Annotated in this window: 13 protein-coding genes; 8 read left to right on the forward strand and 5 right to left on the reverse strand. The window is 70.2% G+C overall.

Features of this window, described 5'->3' with window-relative positions; genetic code table 11:
- Positions 1 to 7: 7 nt before the first annotated feature.
- From AMK22_RS13660 to AMK22_RS13680, 5 genes are all read right to left on the reverse strand, one after another.
- On the reverse strand, positions 8 to 3,349 hold the full coding sequence (locus AMK22_RS13660) for a sensor histidine kinase (protein WP_073784779.1): 3,342 nt from the start codon (positions 3,347 to 3,349) through the stop codon (positions 8 to 10).
- Positions 3,350 to 3,699: 350 nt separating this feature from the next.
- Entirely contained in the window at positions 3,700 to 4,281 is a 582-nt protein-coding gene (locus AMK22_RS13665) for a GTP-binding protein (RefSeq protein WP_073784781.1), read from the reverse strand.
- Positions 4,262 to 4,669, reverse strand: a complete 408-nt coding sequence (locus tag AMK22_RS13670) for a DUF742 domain-containing protein (RefSeq protein ID WP_073784783.1) — start codon at positions 4,667 to 4,669, stop codon at positions 4,262 to 4,264. The genes AMK22_RS13665 and AMK22_RS13670 overlap by 20 nt, the downstream gene beginning before the upstream one ends.
- Positions 4,670 to 4,787: 118 nt before the next feature.
- Positions 4,788 to 5,201: a roadblock/LC7 domain-containing protein gene (locus AMK22_RS13675; RefSeq protein WP_073784785.1), complete on the reverse strand. Its 414-nt coding sequence runs from the start codon at positions 5,199 to 5,201 to the stop codon at positions 4,788 to 4,790.
- A 9-nt stretch (positions 5,202 to 5,210) separates the two neighbouring features.
- Complete coding sequence (locus tag AMK22_RS13680; RefSeq protein WP_073784787.1) at positions 5,211 to 9,005, reverse strand: sensor histidine kinase; 3,795 nt, start codon at positions 9,003 to 9,005, stop codon at positions 5,211 to 5,213.
- Positions 9,006 to 9,584: 579 nt separating this feature from the next.
- Between AMK22_RS13680 and AMK22_RS13685 the strand changes: the two genes are divergently transcribed.
- The 8 genes from AMK22_RS13685 (at position 9,585) to AMK22_RS13715 (ending at position 16,155) form a co-directional block, all read left to right on the forward strand.
- Positions 9,585 to 9,773, forward strand: coding sequence for a hypothetical protein (locus AMK22_RS13685; protein WP_073784789.1), 189 nt, complete (start codon positions 9,585 to 9,587; stop codon positions 9,771 to 9,773).
- Between the two features lie 146 nt (positions 9,774 to 9,919).
- On the forward strand, positions 9,920 to 10,696 hold the full coding sequence (locus AMK22_RS13690) for a fumarylacetoacetate hydrolase family protein (protein WP_073784791.1): 777 nt from the start codon (positions 9,920 to 9,922) through the stop codon (positions 10,694 to 10,696).
- Positions 10,689 to 12,161 carry a glutamate--tRNA ligase gene (gene gltX, locus AMK22_RS13695; protein ID WP_073784793.1) on the forward strand — a complete coding sequence of 491 codons (1,473 nt, stop codon included), beginning with the start codon at positions 10,689 to 10,691 and terminating at the stop codon, positions 12,159 to 12,161. Before AMK22_RS13690 ends, gltX begins: the two co-directional genes overlap by 8 nt.
- A 204-nt stretch (positions 12,162 to 12,365) precedes the next feature.
- Entirely contained in the window at positions 12,366 to 12,665 is a 300-nt protein-coding gene (locus AMK22_RS13700; protein WP_073784795.1) for a hypothetical protein, read from the forward strand.
- 7 nt (positions 12,666 to 12,672) lie between these two features.
- Positions 12,673 to 14,301 (forward strand): alpha/beta hydrolase, encoded by a 1,629-nt coding sequence (locus AMK22_RS13705; RefSeq protein ID WP_073784797.1) that lies wholly within the window; start codon positions 12,673 to 12,675, stop codon positions 14,299 to 14,301.
- Positions 14,301 to 14,843, forward strand: a complete 543-nt coding sequence (locus AMK22_RS13710) for a hypothetical protein (RefSeq protein WP_242433966.1) — start codon at positions 14,301 to 14,303, stop codon at positions 14,841 to 14,843. The genes AMK22_RS13705 and AMK22_RS13710 overlap by 1 nt, the downstream gene beginning before the upstream one ends.
- A gap of 182 nt (positions 14,844 to 15,025) precedes the next feature.
- On the forward strand, positions 15,026 to 15,178 hold the full coding sequence (locus AMK22_RS39505) for a hypothetical protein (RefSeq protein WP_158072048.1): 153 nt from the start codon (positions 15,026 to 15,028) through the stop codon (positions 15,176 to 15,178).
- Positions 15,179 to 15,435: 257 nt separating this feature from the next.
- A complete protein-coding gene (locus AMK22_RS13715; protein ID WP_073784799.1) occupies positions 15,436 to 16,155 on the forward strand; it encodes an HAD family hydrolase in 720 nt (239 codons plus the stop codon).
- Positions 16,156 to 16,236: the final 81 nt, after the last annotated feature.

The raw sequence follows: 16,236 nt of genomic DNA on the forward strand, positions 1-16,236 counted from the left end.
GCTCACACTAACGCTCCTGGTTGTAGGTGTTACTCGTGTCCGAACCCGCGTTACGTCCCCGCAGCACGCCCCGCCGCAGGTTTCTCAACCTGCCGCGGACGTCCTCGGGTGCGCGGGAGACCTGTGGGCCGCCCTGCGGTGTCTGCTCCGCCGTACCCTCGACCAGATTGGCCTTGGGTACCCGCCGGGGGAGTCCGGACGGGGTGACCCCGCCCGCCTTCGGCTCACGGAGTTTCTCGGCCCGCTCCCAGCGTTCGTCGTTCTTCGAACGCCAGTCGTCGGAGCCGTTCGCGTCCTGTCGCGCGGGCGACTGCCGCGGCGGCAGCTCGTCCTGCTGCTGCGGCTGTTGCGCGGCGGGCGGCCGGGTGTTTCCGCGGCCGGTGGGCTGCCAGTGCTGCTGACTGCCCCGGCGCGGCAGACCGGCTTCGGTCAGCTCGTGGCCGGAGTTCGGAGTGGGTCCCGGACGGTTGAAGCCTACGCTTTCCGGCGCCTCGGCGGGGGTGCTCGGGGCAGCTTCCGCTTCCGCTCCGGGCGAGGGCTCGTGCGTCTGCGGGTGGCCGTCCCGGTCCGTCCACTCGTCCTGCTGCGGGCCGGTGGCGAATGTCTCCTCGGGCACCGTCCCGGAGGAATCACCGGACGCATATGCCGGTTCCGGATACGCCGGTTCCGGATATTCGCCCGGAGCGACGGCGCCGGGCCGTGCGACCGAGCCGTCGTCGCCGGGGTGCGGCGCGTAGCCGCCCTCGTACGAGGTCCGGCCGTACTGGTCCTGCCCGTACTGCTCCGGGGCGTACGGCTGCCGTCCGGGCTCCTGCCCGTACTGCGCCTGCCGGTACTGGTCCTGCCCGTAGGGCTCCTGTCCGTACTGCGTCTGCCCGTACGTCTCCTGGGAGTAGCCGTTCTGGGCGTGCTCGTTCCCGGTGTACCCGTGCTCCGGGTATCTGTTCTGCGCGTACGCGCCGTCGACGGGCCGGCCGGCGGCATGCGGCTCCTGGGCGAACCGCGGCTGCTCACCGTCCGTCTGGGCGCCCAGAGCCGCCCGGCGCTCCTCGCGCAGCAGCGAGCGGCCCACCGGGTCCAGTGGCGCGGAACCGGCCGGCGGCTGCTCGTAACGGGAGTCGTCGAAGCCCAGCTCGGCAGCCGTGCGCATCTGGGGCCGGGGCGCGGGCTGTTCGGTCCCCTGCTGCTCGGGAATGATCGAGGAGACGGTGAAGTCGCCCTGGGCCTCGGTCGGTTCGCCACCGCCGCCGTGGGTGATGGCGTCCGGCAGCATGACCAGCGAAGTGGTCCCGGCCTGTTCCCCCGAGGGGCGGAGCTGGACCCGGATGCCGTGCCGGTCGGACAGCCGGCCGACCACGAACAGGCCCATCCGCTGGGACACCGCGGCGTCCACCGTCGGCGGGTTGGCCAGCCGGTGGTTGATGTCGGCGAAGTCCTCGGGGGTGAGCCCGATGCCCTTGTCGTGGATCTCGATCATCACGCGGCCGTCGGGCAGCCGGGTCGCGGTGACCCGCACCTTGGTCTGCGGCGAGGAGAACGTGGTGGCGTTCTCCAGCAGCTCGGCCAGCAGATGCACCAGGTCGGTGACGGACTCGCCGTGGATCTCGGTCTCCGGTACGCCGGACACCTCGATGCGCTCGTACGACTCCACCTCGGAGCAGGCGGCCCGCACCACGTCGACCAGCGGGACCGGCTGGTTCCAGCGGCGGCCGGGCTCCTCGCCGGCGAGGACGAGGAGGTTCTCGCCGTTGCGGCGCATGCGGGTGGCCAGGTGGTCCAGCCGGAACAGGTTCTCCAGCTGGTCCGGGTCGGCCTCGTTGTTCTCCAGATCGGTGATGAGGGTCAGCTGGCCCTCGATCAGCGACTGGTTGCGGCGCGAGAGGTTGGTGAAGATCGCGTTGACGTTGCCCCGCAGCATGGCCTGCTCGGCCGCCAGCCGGACCGCTTCCCGGTGCACCTGGTCGAAGGCGCGGGCGACCTCGCCGATCTCGTCGTGGCTGTCGATCGGGAGCGGCCGGACACGGGTGTCGACCATCCCCGGATCGTTCCTGGACAGCTGGTCGACGAGCATCGGCAGCCGCTGCTCGGCGATCTGGAAGGCGGCCGTGCGCAGCTCGCGCATCGAACGGCTCATCTGCCGTGCCATCAGCCCGGCCAGGACGAACGCGGCCAGCAGCGCGACGACCACGACGGCGGCGTCGACGATCGCGTCGTTGCGGGCGCCGGACGAGATGTCCGCCGCCTCGGCCACCGCCTTGTCGACGAGTTCCTTCTCGATCGTGGCGTAGCCGTCGAACTTGGCGGTGGCGGCCGCCAGCCAGGTCTCCGGAGTGATGCCCTTCGCGGCCAGCTTCTCGGGGGACTCGCCCCGCGCGATCTGCTGGGCCATGCCGTCGAAGACCGAGCCGTCGACGCTCGGCGGGTCGACGAAGGGGGTGCCGGCCGCCTCGGCCCGCTGCTCGGCCTTCTTCAGCTCCTTCGCCCCGGCGGCCGCCTGGGCGGTCATGACCTGCTTCAGCCGCTTCGAGTCGGCCTCCGTGCCACCCGAGCCGAACTCGTCGAGCGCGATCCGTTCCAGGTAGTTGTACGAGCCGAACGCCTTCACCTGGGCGTCGAAGGTGGCGCCCTTCCGGCTCGGCCGCACCAGCAGATGCATGCCGATGGAGCGCTGAAGCGATTCTGCGGCCTGGGCCAGCTGGATCGCGTAGACCGTGCGGCCGTAGCTGGTGATGTTGCCGGTGCCCAGGCCCAGTTCGTTGGCGAACTCCATCAGGGAGTGCTGTACCTGGACGTAGCCCTCTTCCGTCCTCACCGGGTCCATGCCCTCGGCGTAGGCGGACTTGCGCAGCTCGGGGAGCTTGGGCTCCTCCAGCCGGAACAGCTGCAGGCGCCGTTCCAGGCCGCGCGTCGCGGGCATGCCCTTCACGGCCTCGTCGAACTTGGCCGCGGCGGCGTCGGTGGTGGCCCGGACCCGGTCGATCGTGGCGTCGTCGCGCTCGTTCGACAGGAGGGGGCGGGCCGAGAGGTCGCGTTCGTCGAGGAGGGCCTGGCCGTACTCGGAGGCCGCGCGGACGATCAGCGCGGTCTTCTCGGCGTCCTGTGCCCCGCGCCAGGTGTCGACCGAGCCCTTCACCTGGTAGCCGCCCATGACCAGGCCGACCAGCACCGGAATGAGGAGGATGGCGTTCAGCCGGGTGGGCACCCGCCAGTTGCGCGGGGCCAGCCGACTGGTGCTGCCGCCCGACCCCGTGTGCGCGGGCGCGACGGCGGGCGATGCCGCGGCACGCGACGGCGGGGTGAAATTGCCCCGCTCAGGCTGCGCCGCGGAGCCATCCTTGCTTCGCCTCACTCGAACAACAACCTCTCGGCGTCGGCACCTACGGTGTGCCGTATTTCGTTCAGGGCCGTACTACTCAGAAGTTCGTCGAATTCCAGCACGGGGAGCGGTCGCGTTCCAAACACTCGGAATCAGCCATTCCGAGTGGTCCAAGCCTCGGATAAAACGGGCATAAAGAGCGAGCCCCGCCAAAAGGCGAGGCTCATGTGAGCGCAGCGGCACCGATTGACCGCATCGGGTGCTGAATACGCGGCAATTCTCTGTCGAAACGTTATGAAGGCGGGGGCGGATCGTGTCTAAGGACACAGTCCCGCCCCCGCGGGTCGCACTTGCAACTACCGTACCGCTTTACCGACTTGCACCTACTTGAGCCGTGCCATCAGCGCGTGCTCGACGAGGGTGATCAGTCCGCTCTTGGCGTCGGCGCGGTGCCGGGCGTCCGTCGTGATGATCGGGGTGTCGGGTCCGATCTGGAGTGCTTCGCGGACCTCGTCGGGGGTGTAGGGCTGGTGTCCGTCGAAGCCGTTGAGGGCGATGATGAACGGGAGGCCGCTGTTCTCGAAGTAGTCGACGGCGGGGAAGCAGTCGGCGAGGCGGCGGGTGTCGACGAGGACGACGGCGCCGATGGCGCCGCGGACGAGGTCGTCCCACATGAACCAGAAGCGGTCCTGTCCGGGCGTACCGAAGAGGTACAGGATCAGGTCCTGGTCCAGCGTGATCCGGCCGAAGTCCATCGCGACGGTCGTCGTCGTCTTGCCGCCCGTGTGCGTCAGGTCGTCGATGCCCGCGGACGCCGAGGTCATCACGGCTTCGGTGCGCAGCGGGTTGATCTCCGAGACGGCACCGACGAACGTGGTCTTACCCACGCCGAAGCCGCCCGCCACCACGATCTTCGCCGAGGTGGTGGCCCGGGCCGCTCCGCCGCTAGAGCTTGCGAAGTCCACTGAGCACCCTTTCGAGCAGTGTCACATCCGGCGCGCCGCCGGCCTCTCCGTTGCCCGGCTGGTGGATGGCCACCATGCCGGCTTCCGCCAGGTCCGCGACGAGGATCCGGGCCACGCCGAGCGGCATCGACAGCAGGGCCGAGACCTCGGCGACCGACTTGACCTCGCGGCACAGGTGGCAGATCCGCTGGTGCTCGGGGAGCAGCGTCGCCATGTGCGCGGGGTCGGCCGTGGTGGAGACCAGAGCCTCTATGGCGAGCTGGTAGCGGGGCCGGGTCCGGCCGCCGGTCATGGCATACGGACGGACCAGCGGCTGGTCGCCTTCTCCGTCGTACGACGCGTGGTGCAGTGCGCCGTACGGGTCGGATGAGGCGGGTGGCGGGGTCATGAATCCTCCGGGCGTGACAGCAGAGTGTCGGCTTGCCGTCTGAAGGGCCGGTGGGGGCTCTAGGCGGCCGGACGGGCGAGGGTCTGAGGGCGTTTCCTGGTGGTCGGTTCGTGGCCGCCTATTGGAGCAGGCTGCCTTGGAGTTCGGCTCGGAGGTCCGGGGTGAGGACGGTGCCGGCGCGGTCGACCAGGAGGGCCATCTCGTAGCCGACCAGACCGATGTCTGCCTCCGGGTGCGCGAGCACGGCCAGCGAGGATCCGTCGGAGATGGACATCAGGAACAGGAAGCCCCGCTCCATCTCCACCACGGTCTGACTGACGGAGCCGCCCTCGAAGATCCGGGAGGCACCCGCGGTCAGCGAGGTCAGACCGGAGGCGACGGCCGCGAGCTGATCGGCACGGTCACGGGGGAAACCTTCGGACATGGCCAGCAGGAGTCCGTCGGCGGAGACCACCACCGTGTGCGACACCCCGGGGGTGTTGTCCACGAAGTTGGTGATCAACCAGTTCAGATTCTGCGCGGCCTGACTCATCGGGCTCAACTAACGCTCCTGCTGGTGAGTGGGGCCGAGTGGAAAACTGCCGGTCGACTGGTTGTTGGCCTGCCGACCCTGCTGGATGCCCCGGCGGAGATTGGTCAACCGCCCGCGCACGTCGTCGGGCGCACGCGACACCTGCGGACCCGACTGGTGGTTCTGCTGCTGGGCGGTGCCCGGCACCAGGTTGGCGCGAGGGACCCGGCGAGGCAGTCCGGACGTGGTGACTCCGCCTGCCGCGGGATTCTTGGCCCGCTCCGCCTGCCGTACGAGTTCGTCGTTCGGCGAGGGGCGCCAGGAGCTTGTGGGGGAAACGGAGTCGCTTCCCGTGAGGTGCGGGGCCGCGGGAGCCGAGGGGTCCTGCTGCTCCGCGCGCGCCGGGGAAGCCGGACCCTGCGGCCCGGCGGGCGGCTGTTGGCCGCCCTGCTGCGGGCCGTGGAACCAGTTCGTCTCCAGGGTGTCGTACAGCGGCGTACGGCCGTCGCCCGGACCGGCCGCGGGCGGCAGCGCCTCGGGCTGGGCCTGCGACGGCGCGACCGGACGGTACTGCCCGTCACCGGCGGTGGTGGGCGCGGCGGGCGGACGCGGGGCGCCGAAGTCCTCGTCCTCCCGGCTCCGCTGACGAGGCGCCGACAGACCCTGGTCCTGTACCGGCGCGGGCGCCTGCTGTCCGAAGTCGGGGCGGGCGAACTGCGCGGTGCCGGCGGGGTCCTGCTGCTGTGCGAAGTCCGGACGGGTGAATTGGCCGGTGCCGGCCGGGTCCTGGGACGGCCCGTCCAGCGGCGACCGGCCCTGCGGACCTTGGCCCTGCGGGGCGGGGGCCGAGAAGTCGGGGCGCGCGAACTCGGCGGTGGAGCCGGGGCCCTGCCGGTCGTCGTCCAGCGACGGCCGCGGCGCGAGCTGCGGGTTCCCCGGCAGCTGGAACAGGCCGGTGGTCTCGGGCTCCTCGTGGCCGCGCGGGGCGTCCGGCTGCGCCGGGTCCCCGGTGCCCCACCCGGCCTGCTGCGGGCGCTGCGGCAGGGGGTTGCCGCCGGGCAGTTCGGCACGCGGGCCGCCGACCGGGGGCAGCTGACGACCGGAGTCCGCCGGAGCGCCGGGGTGGCCGAACGGGTCCTGCGGGGCCTGCTGAGGCTGTGGGGCCTGCGGAGGCTGCCACGCGGCCAGGTCCGGCCGGCCCTGCGGGCCCCGCGCGTCCTGGTGGCCCCTGCCGCGGCTCTCGTCGAACAGGTCGGGCCCGTTCGGCTCCGTACGTCCGGTGCTGCCGCCCTGGCCGCGGGTGCCGAGCCGGGCGGCGTTGCCGAACGCACCGGCGAGGCCGCCGCCCTGACGCGGCGCCGGGCGCGAGACGTCCTGCGGACCGCCGTCGGACGGGAATCCGGTGTTCTGCCGGCCCTGCTCGTCCGGGGAACGGCGGGCACCGCCGTCCCGCGTGGGCAGCGCCGCACGCGGACCGGGGCCCGCGCCGACCTGGCCGCGCGGGCCGTTCTGGCCCCCCGGGACCGAGGGAGCGCCGCCCGGGCCGGGACGGGGGCCGCCCACCGCGCCGGGGCCGCCGCCCGCGCCCAGGACCCCGCCGGGGGCCCCGGCGGGCTGCTGCCCGGGTCCCTGACCGGGGGCCGGGCGGTTGCCACCGTGCGCCACCTCGACGGGCAGCATGACCAGCGCGGTCGTACCGCCGGAGTCGGAGGGCCGCAGCTGGATCCGGATGCCGTGGCGCAGCGACAGGCGGCCGACCACGAACAGACCCATGCGGCGGGAGACGGAGACGTCCACGGTGGGCGGCGAGGCCAGCCGCTCGTTGATCGCGGCCAGGTCCTCGGGGGAGAGACCGATGCCGGTGTCGTGGATCTCGACCAGCACCCGGCCGTCGGGCAGCGCGTGACCGGTGACCCGGACCTTCGTCTGCGGGGAGGAGAACGACGTCGCGTTCTCCAGCAGCTCGGCGAGCAGGTGCACGAGGTCGTTGACGACCCGGCCCGCGACCTCGGTGGCGGGCACCGCGGCCAGTTCGATGCGCTCGTACTGCTCCACCTCGGAGGCGGCGGCGCGGAGCACGTCGACCAGCGGGACGGGCCGCGTCCACCGGCGGCCCGGCTCCTCGCCCGCGAGGACGAGGAGGTTCTCGCCGTTGCGGCGCATGCGGGTCGCGAGGTGGTCGAGCTTGAAGAGCGAGGACAGCTGGTCCGGGTCGGCCTCGCGCGACTCCAGCTCGGAGATGAGCGAGAGCTGACGCTGGATGAGGCCCTGGCTGCGGCGCGAGAGGTTGGTGAACATCGCGTTGACGTTGCCCCGCAGCAGCGCCTGCTCGGCGGCGAGCCGGACCGCCTCGCGGTGCACGTCGTCGAAGGCCGCGGCGACCTGGCCGATCTCGTCCCGGGAGTGCACGCCGACGGACTCGACCGAGGTGTCGACGTCCTGCGGGTCGGCCTCGGACAGATGCTTGACGATCTCGGGCAGCCGGTCCTGCGCGACACGCGTAGCGGTGTCCTGGAGCCGCCGCAGCGAACGGATCATCGACCGGGCGACGACGAAGGCGCCGACCAGCGAGACGCCGAGCACCAGCAGGATGAGCGCACCGCTGATGATCGCCTCGCGCTTCGACTCGTCGCGCAGCTCGCGGGCCTTGCTCTCCATGTCACCGAGGAGGGTGGCCTCGATGGTCGTCATGGCACTGATCTTGGTGGAGCTCTGGTCGTACCAGTCCATGTAGGAACGGCGCGCCGTGCCGCTCAGCCCCGTGGGGCTCTCCAGCACCTTCCTCGCGTAGGTCTCGGCGGCCTTGATCTCCGGGTTGCCGTTGGTCAGCGTGGAGGTCAGGTCGGCGGCGTTGTTGCCGGTGGCCGAGTAGACCGCCGCGAAGGAACGCATGGCCGCGCCCTCCTTGCGCAACGCCCCGCGGCCGAACTCCTGGTCGTTCTTGTCGAGATGCGGTTCCTTGCCGCCGACGGGCAGGGCCGCGGCGATGATCGCCCGCTGGATCGAGGCGTACTCCTTGGCGGAGGAGAAGGCCGCCAGTGCGCGGGTCCGCTTGATCATCTCCGAGTTGCTGGTGGCCTGGGCCATGTCCTGCGAGAGGCTCAGCAGCGAGGTGATCAGCTGGCTGTACTGGTCGATGGTCTGGAGGCTCGGCGTGCCCTTGGCGTACGCGTCCTTGCGGATGTCACGGATGTCGCCCAGCTGGGTGGCGATGTGGTTGACGCTGGCGTAGATGCCCTCGAGGGCCTCGTCACCGGAGGGGTCGCCGATGGAGGTCGTCGCGTCGAGGAAGGCGGCCTGCGCCTTGTCGGTCTTGTCGCGGGGGACGCTGACCTTGTAGTTGCTGGTGGTCCCGCCGTGGGACAGCGGACCGGCCGAGCTGTCGCGCTCCTCCTGGAGCGCCCGGGCGAGCGCGGTCGCCTGCGTGGTCAGCTTGGTGAGCAGCTGCATGTGGTCCAGCTGCTGCATGTCGTTCATGGAGTCGTTGATCCGCAGACCGCCGAGCGTGGTCGCCGCGACCACGGGCAGTGCGAGCAGCGAGACCAGGCGCGTGCTGATACGCCAGTTGCGAAGGGCCATGCGCGAACCCGCGCCGGAGGGCTCGCGGGACTTGGACGACGCGTCCGGCTCGCCGCCGGCGTCCGGCGCGCTGCCGGGACGGCGGTCGTCCCCGTCGCCGGATCTGGAGGGTCCGGGGCCCTGGGCGTGCTGGGGCGAGGAGCCGCGGTCGGTCCCGCCGTGCGGCTCCGGCTCCGCCGCGGCTTCCCCCCGGCCCTGGCGGGCCTGGGGAGACCCGGCGCCATCCCTCTTGAAACGTCCCTGCACTAGCGTCGCAACCTCTGGACCAGGCGCCCCCTCCGCGCGAGGCGGGTGGGACGGTGTCGGCGTCGTGGGGCGAGGTGTCCGCCCCTGTCGGTCGTGAGTGACCGGCGCTCTTCCCCCTTCCCGCCGCCACTCGGCGCTGCTTGCGCCCCTGCGCGCCGGCCTGAAACCCGCGGCGGTGCGTGGAATTCCAGCACAGTGCCGGATCTCCAACAAGGGCCCCGTGTCAGGGCGGGATGCGGGTGACCCGTTGTGATGGAGGGGTAACCAGTGGTGGACGGTGATCATGGACAAAACGGAATATTGATCATCAATGGGCGGGCGGTGCGGGGTGTCCCAGTCGACATGATCAGGAGCGGAATGGTTGATTCAGTTACTGAATGTCTGTTTTGTCGGAGGTAATTACGTGACCGAATTGGGACTTTTATCCCTGGAGTGGTGAGCAAACTCACACAATGATCGCCGTCTCATCCGGGCTTTCCAAGGGAATTCGATGTTTAGCCTGGCGTTTTACAGGGATGGCACATCCGACAACCGGCGCCCCTCCGGGCGGCGCCCGTACCGACAGGGTCCCAGCGACAGATGAAGACGACGCAGACGCTCCGCAACATCGCCAACCCCCGCCGCACCACGCTGGCGCACCTCGAGGACGTCGCCGAACTGCGGACGCCGGAACGCCCGGAGCACTCCGTCGAGCTGCCCTCCCAGACGGCCAACCCCCGCCGCACCATCCTGATGGAGGCCCCGGCCCCGGCCATGGTCGCCGAGTAGCACGCACGGCCGCCCCTCGCGACCCCGCGCGCCGCCTCGCGACCCCGCGCCGGACGACGTTCCTTCCGGGCGGATCCCGCAGGCCGAGGCGTTAGCCTGGAGCCTCAGTCTTCAGTCAGCCAGCAAGTGAGGGGCGACAGCATCCCGTGCGCATCGCCAGGTTCTCCATCGACGGCAATGTCGCCTTCGGCGCCGTCGAGGGCGAAGGTCCCGACGGGCTCGTCCTCGACATCATCAAGGGCATCCCGTACGCCGAGTTCGAGCTCTCCGGCACCAAGGTCCCGCTGAGCAAGGTCCGCCTCCTCCCGCCGGTGCTCCCCAACAAGGTCGTGGCCATCGGCCGCAACTACGCGGAGCACGCCAAGGAGCTCGGCAACGAGGTACCGGACGTCCCCGTCGCCTTCTTCAAGCCCACCACCTCGGTGATCGGCTCCGGCGACGCCATCGAGTACCCCTCCTTCTCGAACGAGCTCCACCACGAGGCCGAACTGGCCGTGGTCATCGGCCGCATGTGCCGCGAAGTGCCGCGCGAGCGCGTGAAGGATGTCATCTTCGGTTACACGTGCGCCAACGATGTCACCGCCCGCGACGTCCAGAAGCGCGAGAAGCAGTGGGCCCGGGCCAAGGGCTTCGACACCTCCTGCCCCCTCGGTCCCTGGGTGGAGACCGACCTCGACCCCCGCGATCTGACCATTCAGGCCACGGTCAACGGCGAGCAACGACAACTCGGCCGGACGAGCGACATGATCCGCTCGATCGAGGACCTGGTCGTCCACATCACGGAAGCGATGACGCTGCTTCCGGGCGACGTGATCCTCACCGGCACCCCCGCGGGGGTCGGCCCCCTCCATGTCGGCGACGAGGTCGCCGTCACCATCGAAGGCATCGGCACTCTCACCAACAAGGTGATCAAGCGTGGCTAACGCACCCGTACGCGTACGTTTCTGTCCCTCCCCGACCGGCAACCCCCACGTGGGCCTGGTCCGCACCGCCCTGTTCAACTGGGCCTTCGCCCGGCACCACGGCGGCACCCTCGTCTTCCGTATCGAGGACACCGACGCCGCCCGTGACTCCGAGGAGTCCTACGACCAGCTCCTGGACTCGATGCGCTGGCTCGGCTTCGACTGGGACGAGGGCCCCGAGGTGGGCGGTCCGCACGCCCCGTACCGCCAGTCGCAGCGCATGGACCTCTACAAGGACGTCGCCGAGAAGCTCCTCGCGGGCGGCTACGCGTACCACTGCTACTGCACCACCGAGGAGCTCGACGCCCGCCGCGACGCCGCCCGCGCCGCCGGGAAGCCGTCCGGCTACGACGGTCACTGCCGCGAGCTCACGGCCGAGCAGACCGCCGCGTACGAGAACGAGGGCCGCACCTCCATCGTCCGCTTCCGGATGCCCGACGAGGCGCTCACCTTCACCGACCTGGTCCGCGGCGAGCTGACCTTCCAGCCGGAGAACGTGCCGGACTACGGCATCGTCCGTGCCAACGGCGCCCCGCTCTACACGCTGGTCAACCCGGTCGACGACGCCCTGATGGAGATCACCCACGTCCTGCGCGGCGAGGACCTGCTCTCCTCCACCCCGCGCCAGATCGCCCTTTACAAGGCGCTCATCGAGCTGGATATCGCCAAGGACATCCCCGCCTTCGGCCACCTCCCGTACGTCATGGGCGAGGGCAACAAGAAGCTCTCCAAGCGCGACCCGCAGGCGTCCCTCAACCTCTACCGCGAGCGCGGCTTCGTGCCGGAGGGACTGCTCAACTACCTGTCCCTGCTCGGCTGGTCGATCTCCGAGGACCGCGACATCTTCTCCGTCGAGGAGATGGTGGCCGCGTTCGACATCAAGGACGTCAACGCCAACCCGGCGCGCTTCGACCTGAAGAAGTGCGAGCACATCAACGCCGAGCACATCCGCAGGATGGACGTGAAGGCGTTCACCGAGGCGTGCGGCCCCTGGCTGAAGGCCCCGTTCGCCCCCTGGGCCCCGGAGTCCTTCGACGCGGAGCGGTTCGCCGCGATCGCCCCGCACGCGCAGACCCGTGTCACGGTCCTCTCCGACATCACGGCCAACGTCGACTTCCTCTTCCTGGATGCGCCGGTGGAGGACGAGGCGTCCTGGAACAAGGCGATGAAGGAGGGCTCCGACGCCCTGCTCGTCACGGCCCGCGCCAACCTGATCAACGCCGAGTGGAACGCGGACGCCCTGAAGAACGCCATCCTCACCGCCGGCGAGGAGCACGGCCTGAAGCTCGGCAAGGCCCAGGCCCCGGTCCGCGTCGCGGTCACCGGCCGCACGATCGGCCTGCCGCTCTTCGAGTCCCTGGAGATCCTGGGCCGCGAGAAGACCATCGCCCGCATCGACGCGGCCCTGGCGAAGCTGGCGGCGTAACCGTTCAGGTCACGCCCTGAGGGGGCGGTCACCGGTTCACCCGGGGCCGCCCCCTCCGTCCTTTCTCGGTCATGAGACACGTTTCAGCCGGGGCCGGGTGCGGGATTCAGCCGAATTTCGCCGTTCGCTTACGGGAACGTCTGGTGCGGCTAAGATCGGTTGCCTTGCCCCGACAGGGGCGCGTGACGCAGGGACGAAGGGCAGATGACAGAGGATCTCAACGTCTCCGCAACCGAGTTGTACGCCTCGGCGGGTGCTGCGGACGCGCTGGTAGAGAATTTGCAGGGGCCTTTACGGAAGGCGATCGACGACACGGCTGCGGCGGCCGCCGCATTCCGGGCATGGGACGACAAGGGGTATATCGAGGCTGTCGGTACCGGCTGGGGCGACGCCCTGACCACCCTGAAGGACCGTCTCGCGGAACACGCGAACGGCCTACGGCTGGTGGCCGATGGCCACAGCATCAACGATGCGGACGTCGGCAACTGCTTCAAGGGCTGGTGAGCCCGGAATGCCAGAGCTCTTCGCTCAACTCCTGCGTCAGGACTTCTCCGATTTGGAAGCGGCCGCCGGCTCGTGGCAGAAACTGGCCGAGGTCTTCGGTGACACCCGGATCGGCAGCGGGAAGCGGGTCTCCGGACCGCTGCACAAGGCAAGTTGGTCGGGCGTTGCCGCCCACTACGGCTTCAACGCGCTTGAAGCCACCGAGAGCAAACTGAAGACGGCGCAGACGAACGCGCAACTCATCCACACGGTCCTGGACACGCTCAGCACCCGGATGCAGGCCGCCCAGCGCAAACTGCGCCATGCGGTTTCGGATGCCGAGGCGGCCGGCCATACCGTCACGGAAGACGGCTGGGTCGAGCCGAAGCAGGTGGTCGACCCGAAGTATCACAACGACCCGGACTATCAGGGTGTTCAGCAGCAGGCCAACGCCGGGCTGGGAGGCTACCGGGCCCGAATCGACGGGGCGTTGGCGGAAGCGGAACGAGTCAGCAACGAAGCGACCGAACTGCTCCATCAGATCGACCCCTTCGACCTGGACAAACAGTACGGAGCTGCCAGCGCCGCGGAGGACGCCGCACGGATCGCCGAGTTCGCCGGGCTCGACAGGAAGAACATTCCGAACGGGAAAGACCCGCAACGCACCGCCGACTGGTGGGCGGACCTCCCGTCCGACCAGCGCGACTTCTACCTGGCGGCCTTCCCCGACCAGATCGGCAAACTGGACGGGCTTCCCGCAGCCACTCGCGACGACGCGAACCGAGCGGCGCTGGACATGCGGCTCAACGACTACGCGCTTCGCGAGGGCGACCTGGGCTACCACGATCGCTACAGCTACCGCTCACTCAGCGCCCTCAAGGACCGCCTGGACCGTGCGGACGCGGAGCCCGCGCACAAGCGGCTGTACCTGCTGGGGTTCGACACGTCGAAGGACGGGCGGGCCATTGTCGCCATCGGCAACCCGGACACGGCTCGCCATACCGCGGTCCAGGTTCCTGGGACGAGTAACCAGCTGGACAACGTGGGCGATCAGATCAATCGCGTCAGTAAACTCCAGGACTCCGCCGCTGACTGGAACGGATCTGCGGGGCCCGACGGCGTCTCGGTCATCTCCTGGCTCGACTACAACGCGCCGGAGGCGAACTTCGATTCCGTGAGGGAAGCGGAACTGAACCTGGGAATCGCGACTCAAGGCCGCGCCCAGGACGGGGCGGAAGCCCTGCGGGACTTCACCCATGGTCTGAGGGCGGCCCATCAGGGTGAGCGGAGTCATCTCACGGTCCTGGCCCACAGCTATGGCTCCACGGTGGCCGGTGCCGCCGACGCAGGGGGATCAGGACTGGACGCCGACGACATGGTCGTGGTCGGCAGCCCAGGACTGACGGTCGACCGTGCCGACCAACTCCACGTGGATGCCCGGCACTTGTATGTGGGCGCTGCAGAAAACGACGTAGTCTCCAACCTGTTCTCCGATGCCACGCTCGGAGCGGACCCCAAGAAGGCGGAGTTCGGGGCGCAGCGCATGTATGTGGACACCAAGGGCCACGGCGGCTATTGGAACGACGGCAGCAAGAGTCTGGAGAACCAGGGCCGCATCATCGCCGGACTCCGTCCACGGGGCGGAGGTGCAGGCTGATGACTCAGACATCGACCGCATACGTGATTCCCCGGTGCCGGGGCATCGCGGCGCTGGCCCTGACGCTGCTGCTGGGAGGCTGCATGTCCGACGACGGAGTGAACGACCCGCTTCCGCGCATGAGCAGGGAGAAGGCGGAGAAGTGGGCCAAGCACTGGACCGATTCCATGGTCGGCACCGCGCGTGCGCGGCTCGACCCGAAGACGGCCCGTCCCACCGCGAGCTTCACGGATTGCACGGGTGAGAAGGGCGAGTCGGCGGACGACGGCAGATTCACCCTGCGCTACTCGGTCCGGGGAACCCTTCCGCGGACCGCCCATGCCGAAGCGGTCACCGCCATCAAGGACACCCTCAAGGACAAGGGTTTCGACATCCAGACCTTCGTCGTCGGCGAGGACACCGAGCCGGCAAACGTGGTCGACGCCAAGCACCCGAAGGATCAGCAGTTCGTCTCCGTGGGGTCCGTGGACAAGGACCTCCTGGTCTTCATCGTCAGCACCCCCTGTCTCCTGCCGCCCGGAGTCGAGCAGCAGGAGTTCTGAATCGGCGCGCGGTCCGACGCGTGGCGGATCATTACCCGAGACGCGGTCGCGCCCGCCCGCGGCCGGCCCGCGGTAGCGGGTGCCGGGTCCGCACGGCCGTCGTGGGCCGTGATCGGCACAATCGCATCCGCGGATCCGGGGGAACGAATGACGCGGCTGAGACTGTCCCTGTACGTCGGGGGTTGCTCCTGGCGCTGGTCGCCGGCGGGCTGGCCTGGACAGCCTGGTTCCGGGACGCGGACGGCGACGACCTCGCAGACCGATGCCAGGGCTCCCTCGCGGGCGAGGAGTACGCCGCCGCCTCCGGCGAACGGCACGGCTGCCCTGCTCCCTGACGGCCCGCCGGATCACGCACCGTGTCTTCGGTCCGCCGTCGTCTCCCGCTGCCGAGTCCCGGGCCGACTCCCGTCCGCGGCCGGGGCATCGGCCGCGGCGGTGCCGGGGAACCGGCGCTCCCGGGGTGCGGCGGGATCAGCTGCGCGGCGCTCGTCGCCTCCCGCCGCGGCAGGACCGGCCTCGGCGGCAGTCGCGGCTCCGGGAGCGGGCGTGCGACGCCCTCCCGGGCTCGGCGCATGCCCGCTAGCCTGGCCGCATGGTCATTCGAGCCGTGCTCTGGGACATCGACGACACGATCTTCGACTACAGCGGCGCCGACCGCGCCGGCATGCGCACGCATCTCGAACTGGAGGGCCTGCCCGACGGATACGGCGCCGTGGAGCAGGCCCTCGTCGCATGGCGGGCGATCACCGATGTGCACTGGGCGCGGTTCGCGGCCGGGGAGACGGACTTTTTGGGGCAGCGCAGGGACCGGGTCCGGGAATTCCTCTCGCGGGCACTGGACGACGCCGAGGCCGACGACTGGTTTGCTCGGCACGCGGCCCACTACGAGGCCGCCTGGTCGCTCTTCCCGGACGTCCTGCCCGTCCTGGACCGGCTGGCCGGCCGGTTCCGGCACGCGGTGCTGTCGAACTCCAGCATCCACAACCAGGACCGGAAGCTGCGCGTACTCGGCGTGCGGGACCGGTTCGAGGCCGTGGTGTGCGCCGTGGAGTTGGGCGTCTCCAAGCCCGAGCCCGGCGCCTTCCATGCCGCGTGCGACGCGCTCGCGCTGGAGCCGGGGGAGGTCGCGTACGTGGGCGACGAGCCGGACATCGACGCGGTCGGCGCGACCGCCGCGGGGCTCGCGGGGATCTGGCTGGACCGGCAGGAGCGCGGCGGACGGCCCGAGCTGGTCCGCATCAGCGGGCTCGATCAGCTGCCCGGGCTGCTGGCGGGCGATACCCGTTTTGGAGCGCCGGACACCTTCGGGTAATGTTCTTCCTGCGCCGCCCGAGCGGGACGAAAGATCCGAACGGGAAGCGCAGCAGGAGCAAAGACTCCGCAAGGGGTTGCG

The sequence above is a fragment of the Streptomyces sp. CB01580 genome (assembly GCF_001905795.1).
Taxonomy (GTDB): Bacteria; Actinomycetota; Actinomycetes; order Streptomycetales; family Streptomycetaceae; genus Streptomyces.

Bases quoted from the DNA above. Each gene is read 5' to 3' on its own strand.
- AMK22_RS13670 (WP_073784783.1), bottom strand. From the start codon at position 4,669: ATGACCCCGCCACCCGCCTCATCCGACCCGTACGGCGCACTGCACCAC.
- AMK22_RS13675 (WP_073784785.1), bottom strand. From the start codon at position 5,201: ATGAGTCAGGCCGCGCAGAATCTGAACTGGTTGATCACCAACTTCGTG.
- AMK22_RS13685 (WP_073784789.1), top strand. From the start codon at position 9,585: ATGAAGACGACGCAGACGCTCCGCAACATCGCCAACCCCCGCCGCACC.
- AMK22_RS13700 (WP_073784795.1), top strand. From the start codon at position 12,366: ATGACAGAGGATCTCAACGTCTCCGCAACCGAGTTGTACGCCTCGGCG.
- AMK22_RS13705 (WP_073784797.1), top strand. From the start codon at position 12,673: ATGCCAGAGCTCTTCGCTCAACTCCTGCGTCAGGACTTCTCCGATTTG.
- AMK22_RS13710 (WP_242433966.1), top strand. From the start codon at position 14,301: ATGACTCAGACATCGACCGCATACGTGATTCCCCGGTGCCGGGGCATC.
- AMK22_RS13715 (WP_073784799.1), top strand. From the start codon at position 15,436: ATGGTCATTCGAGCCGTGCTCTGGGACATCGACGACACGATCTTCGAC.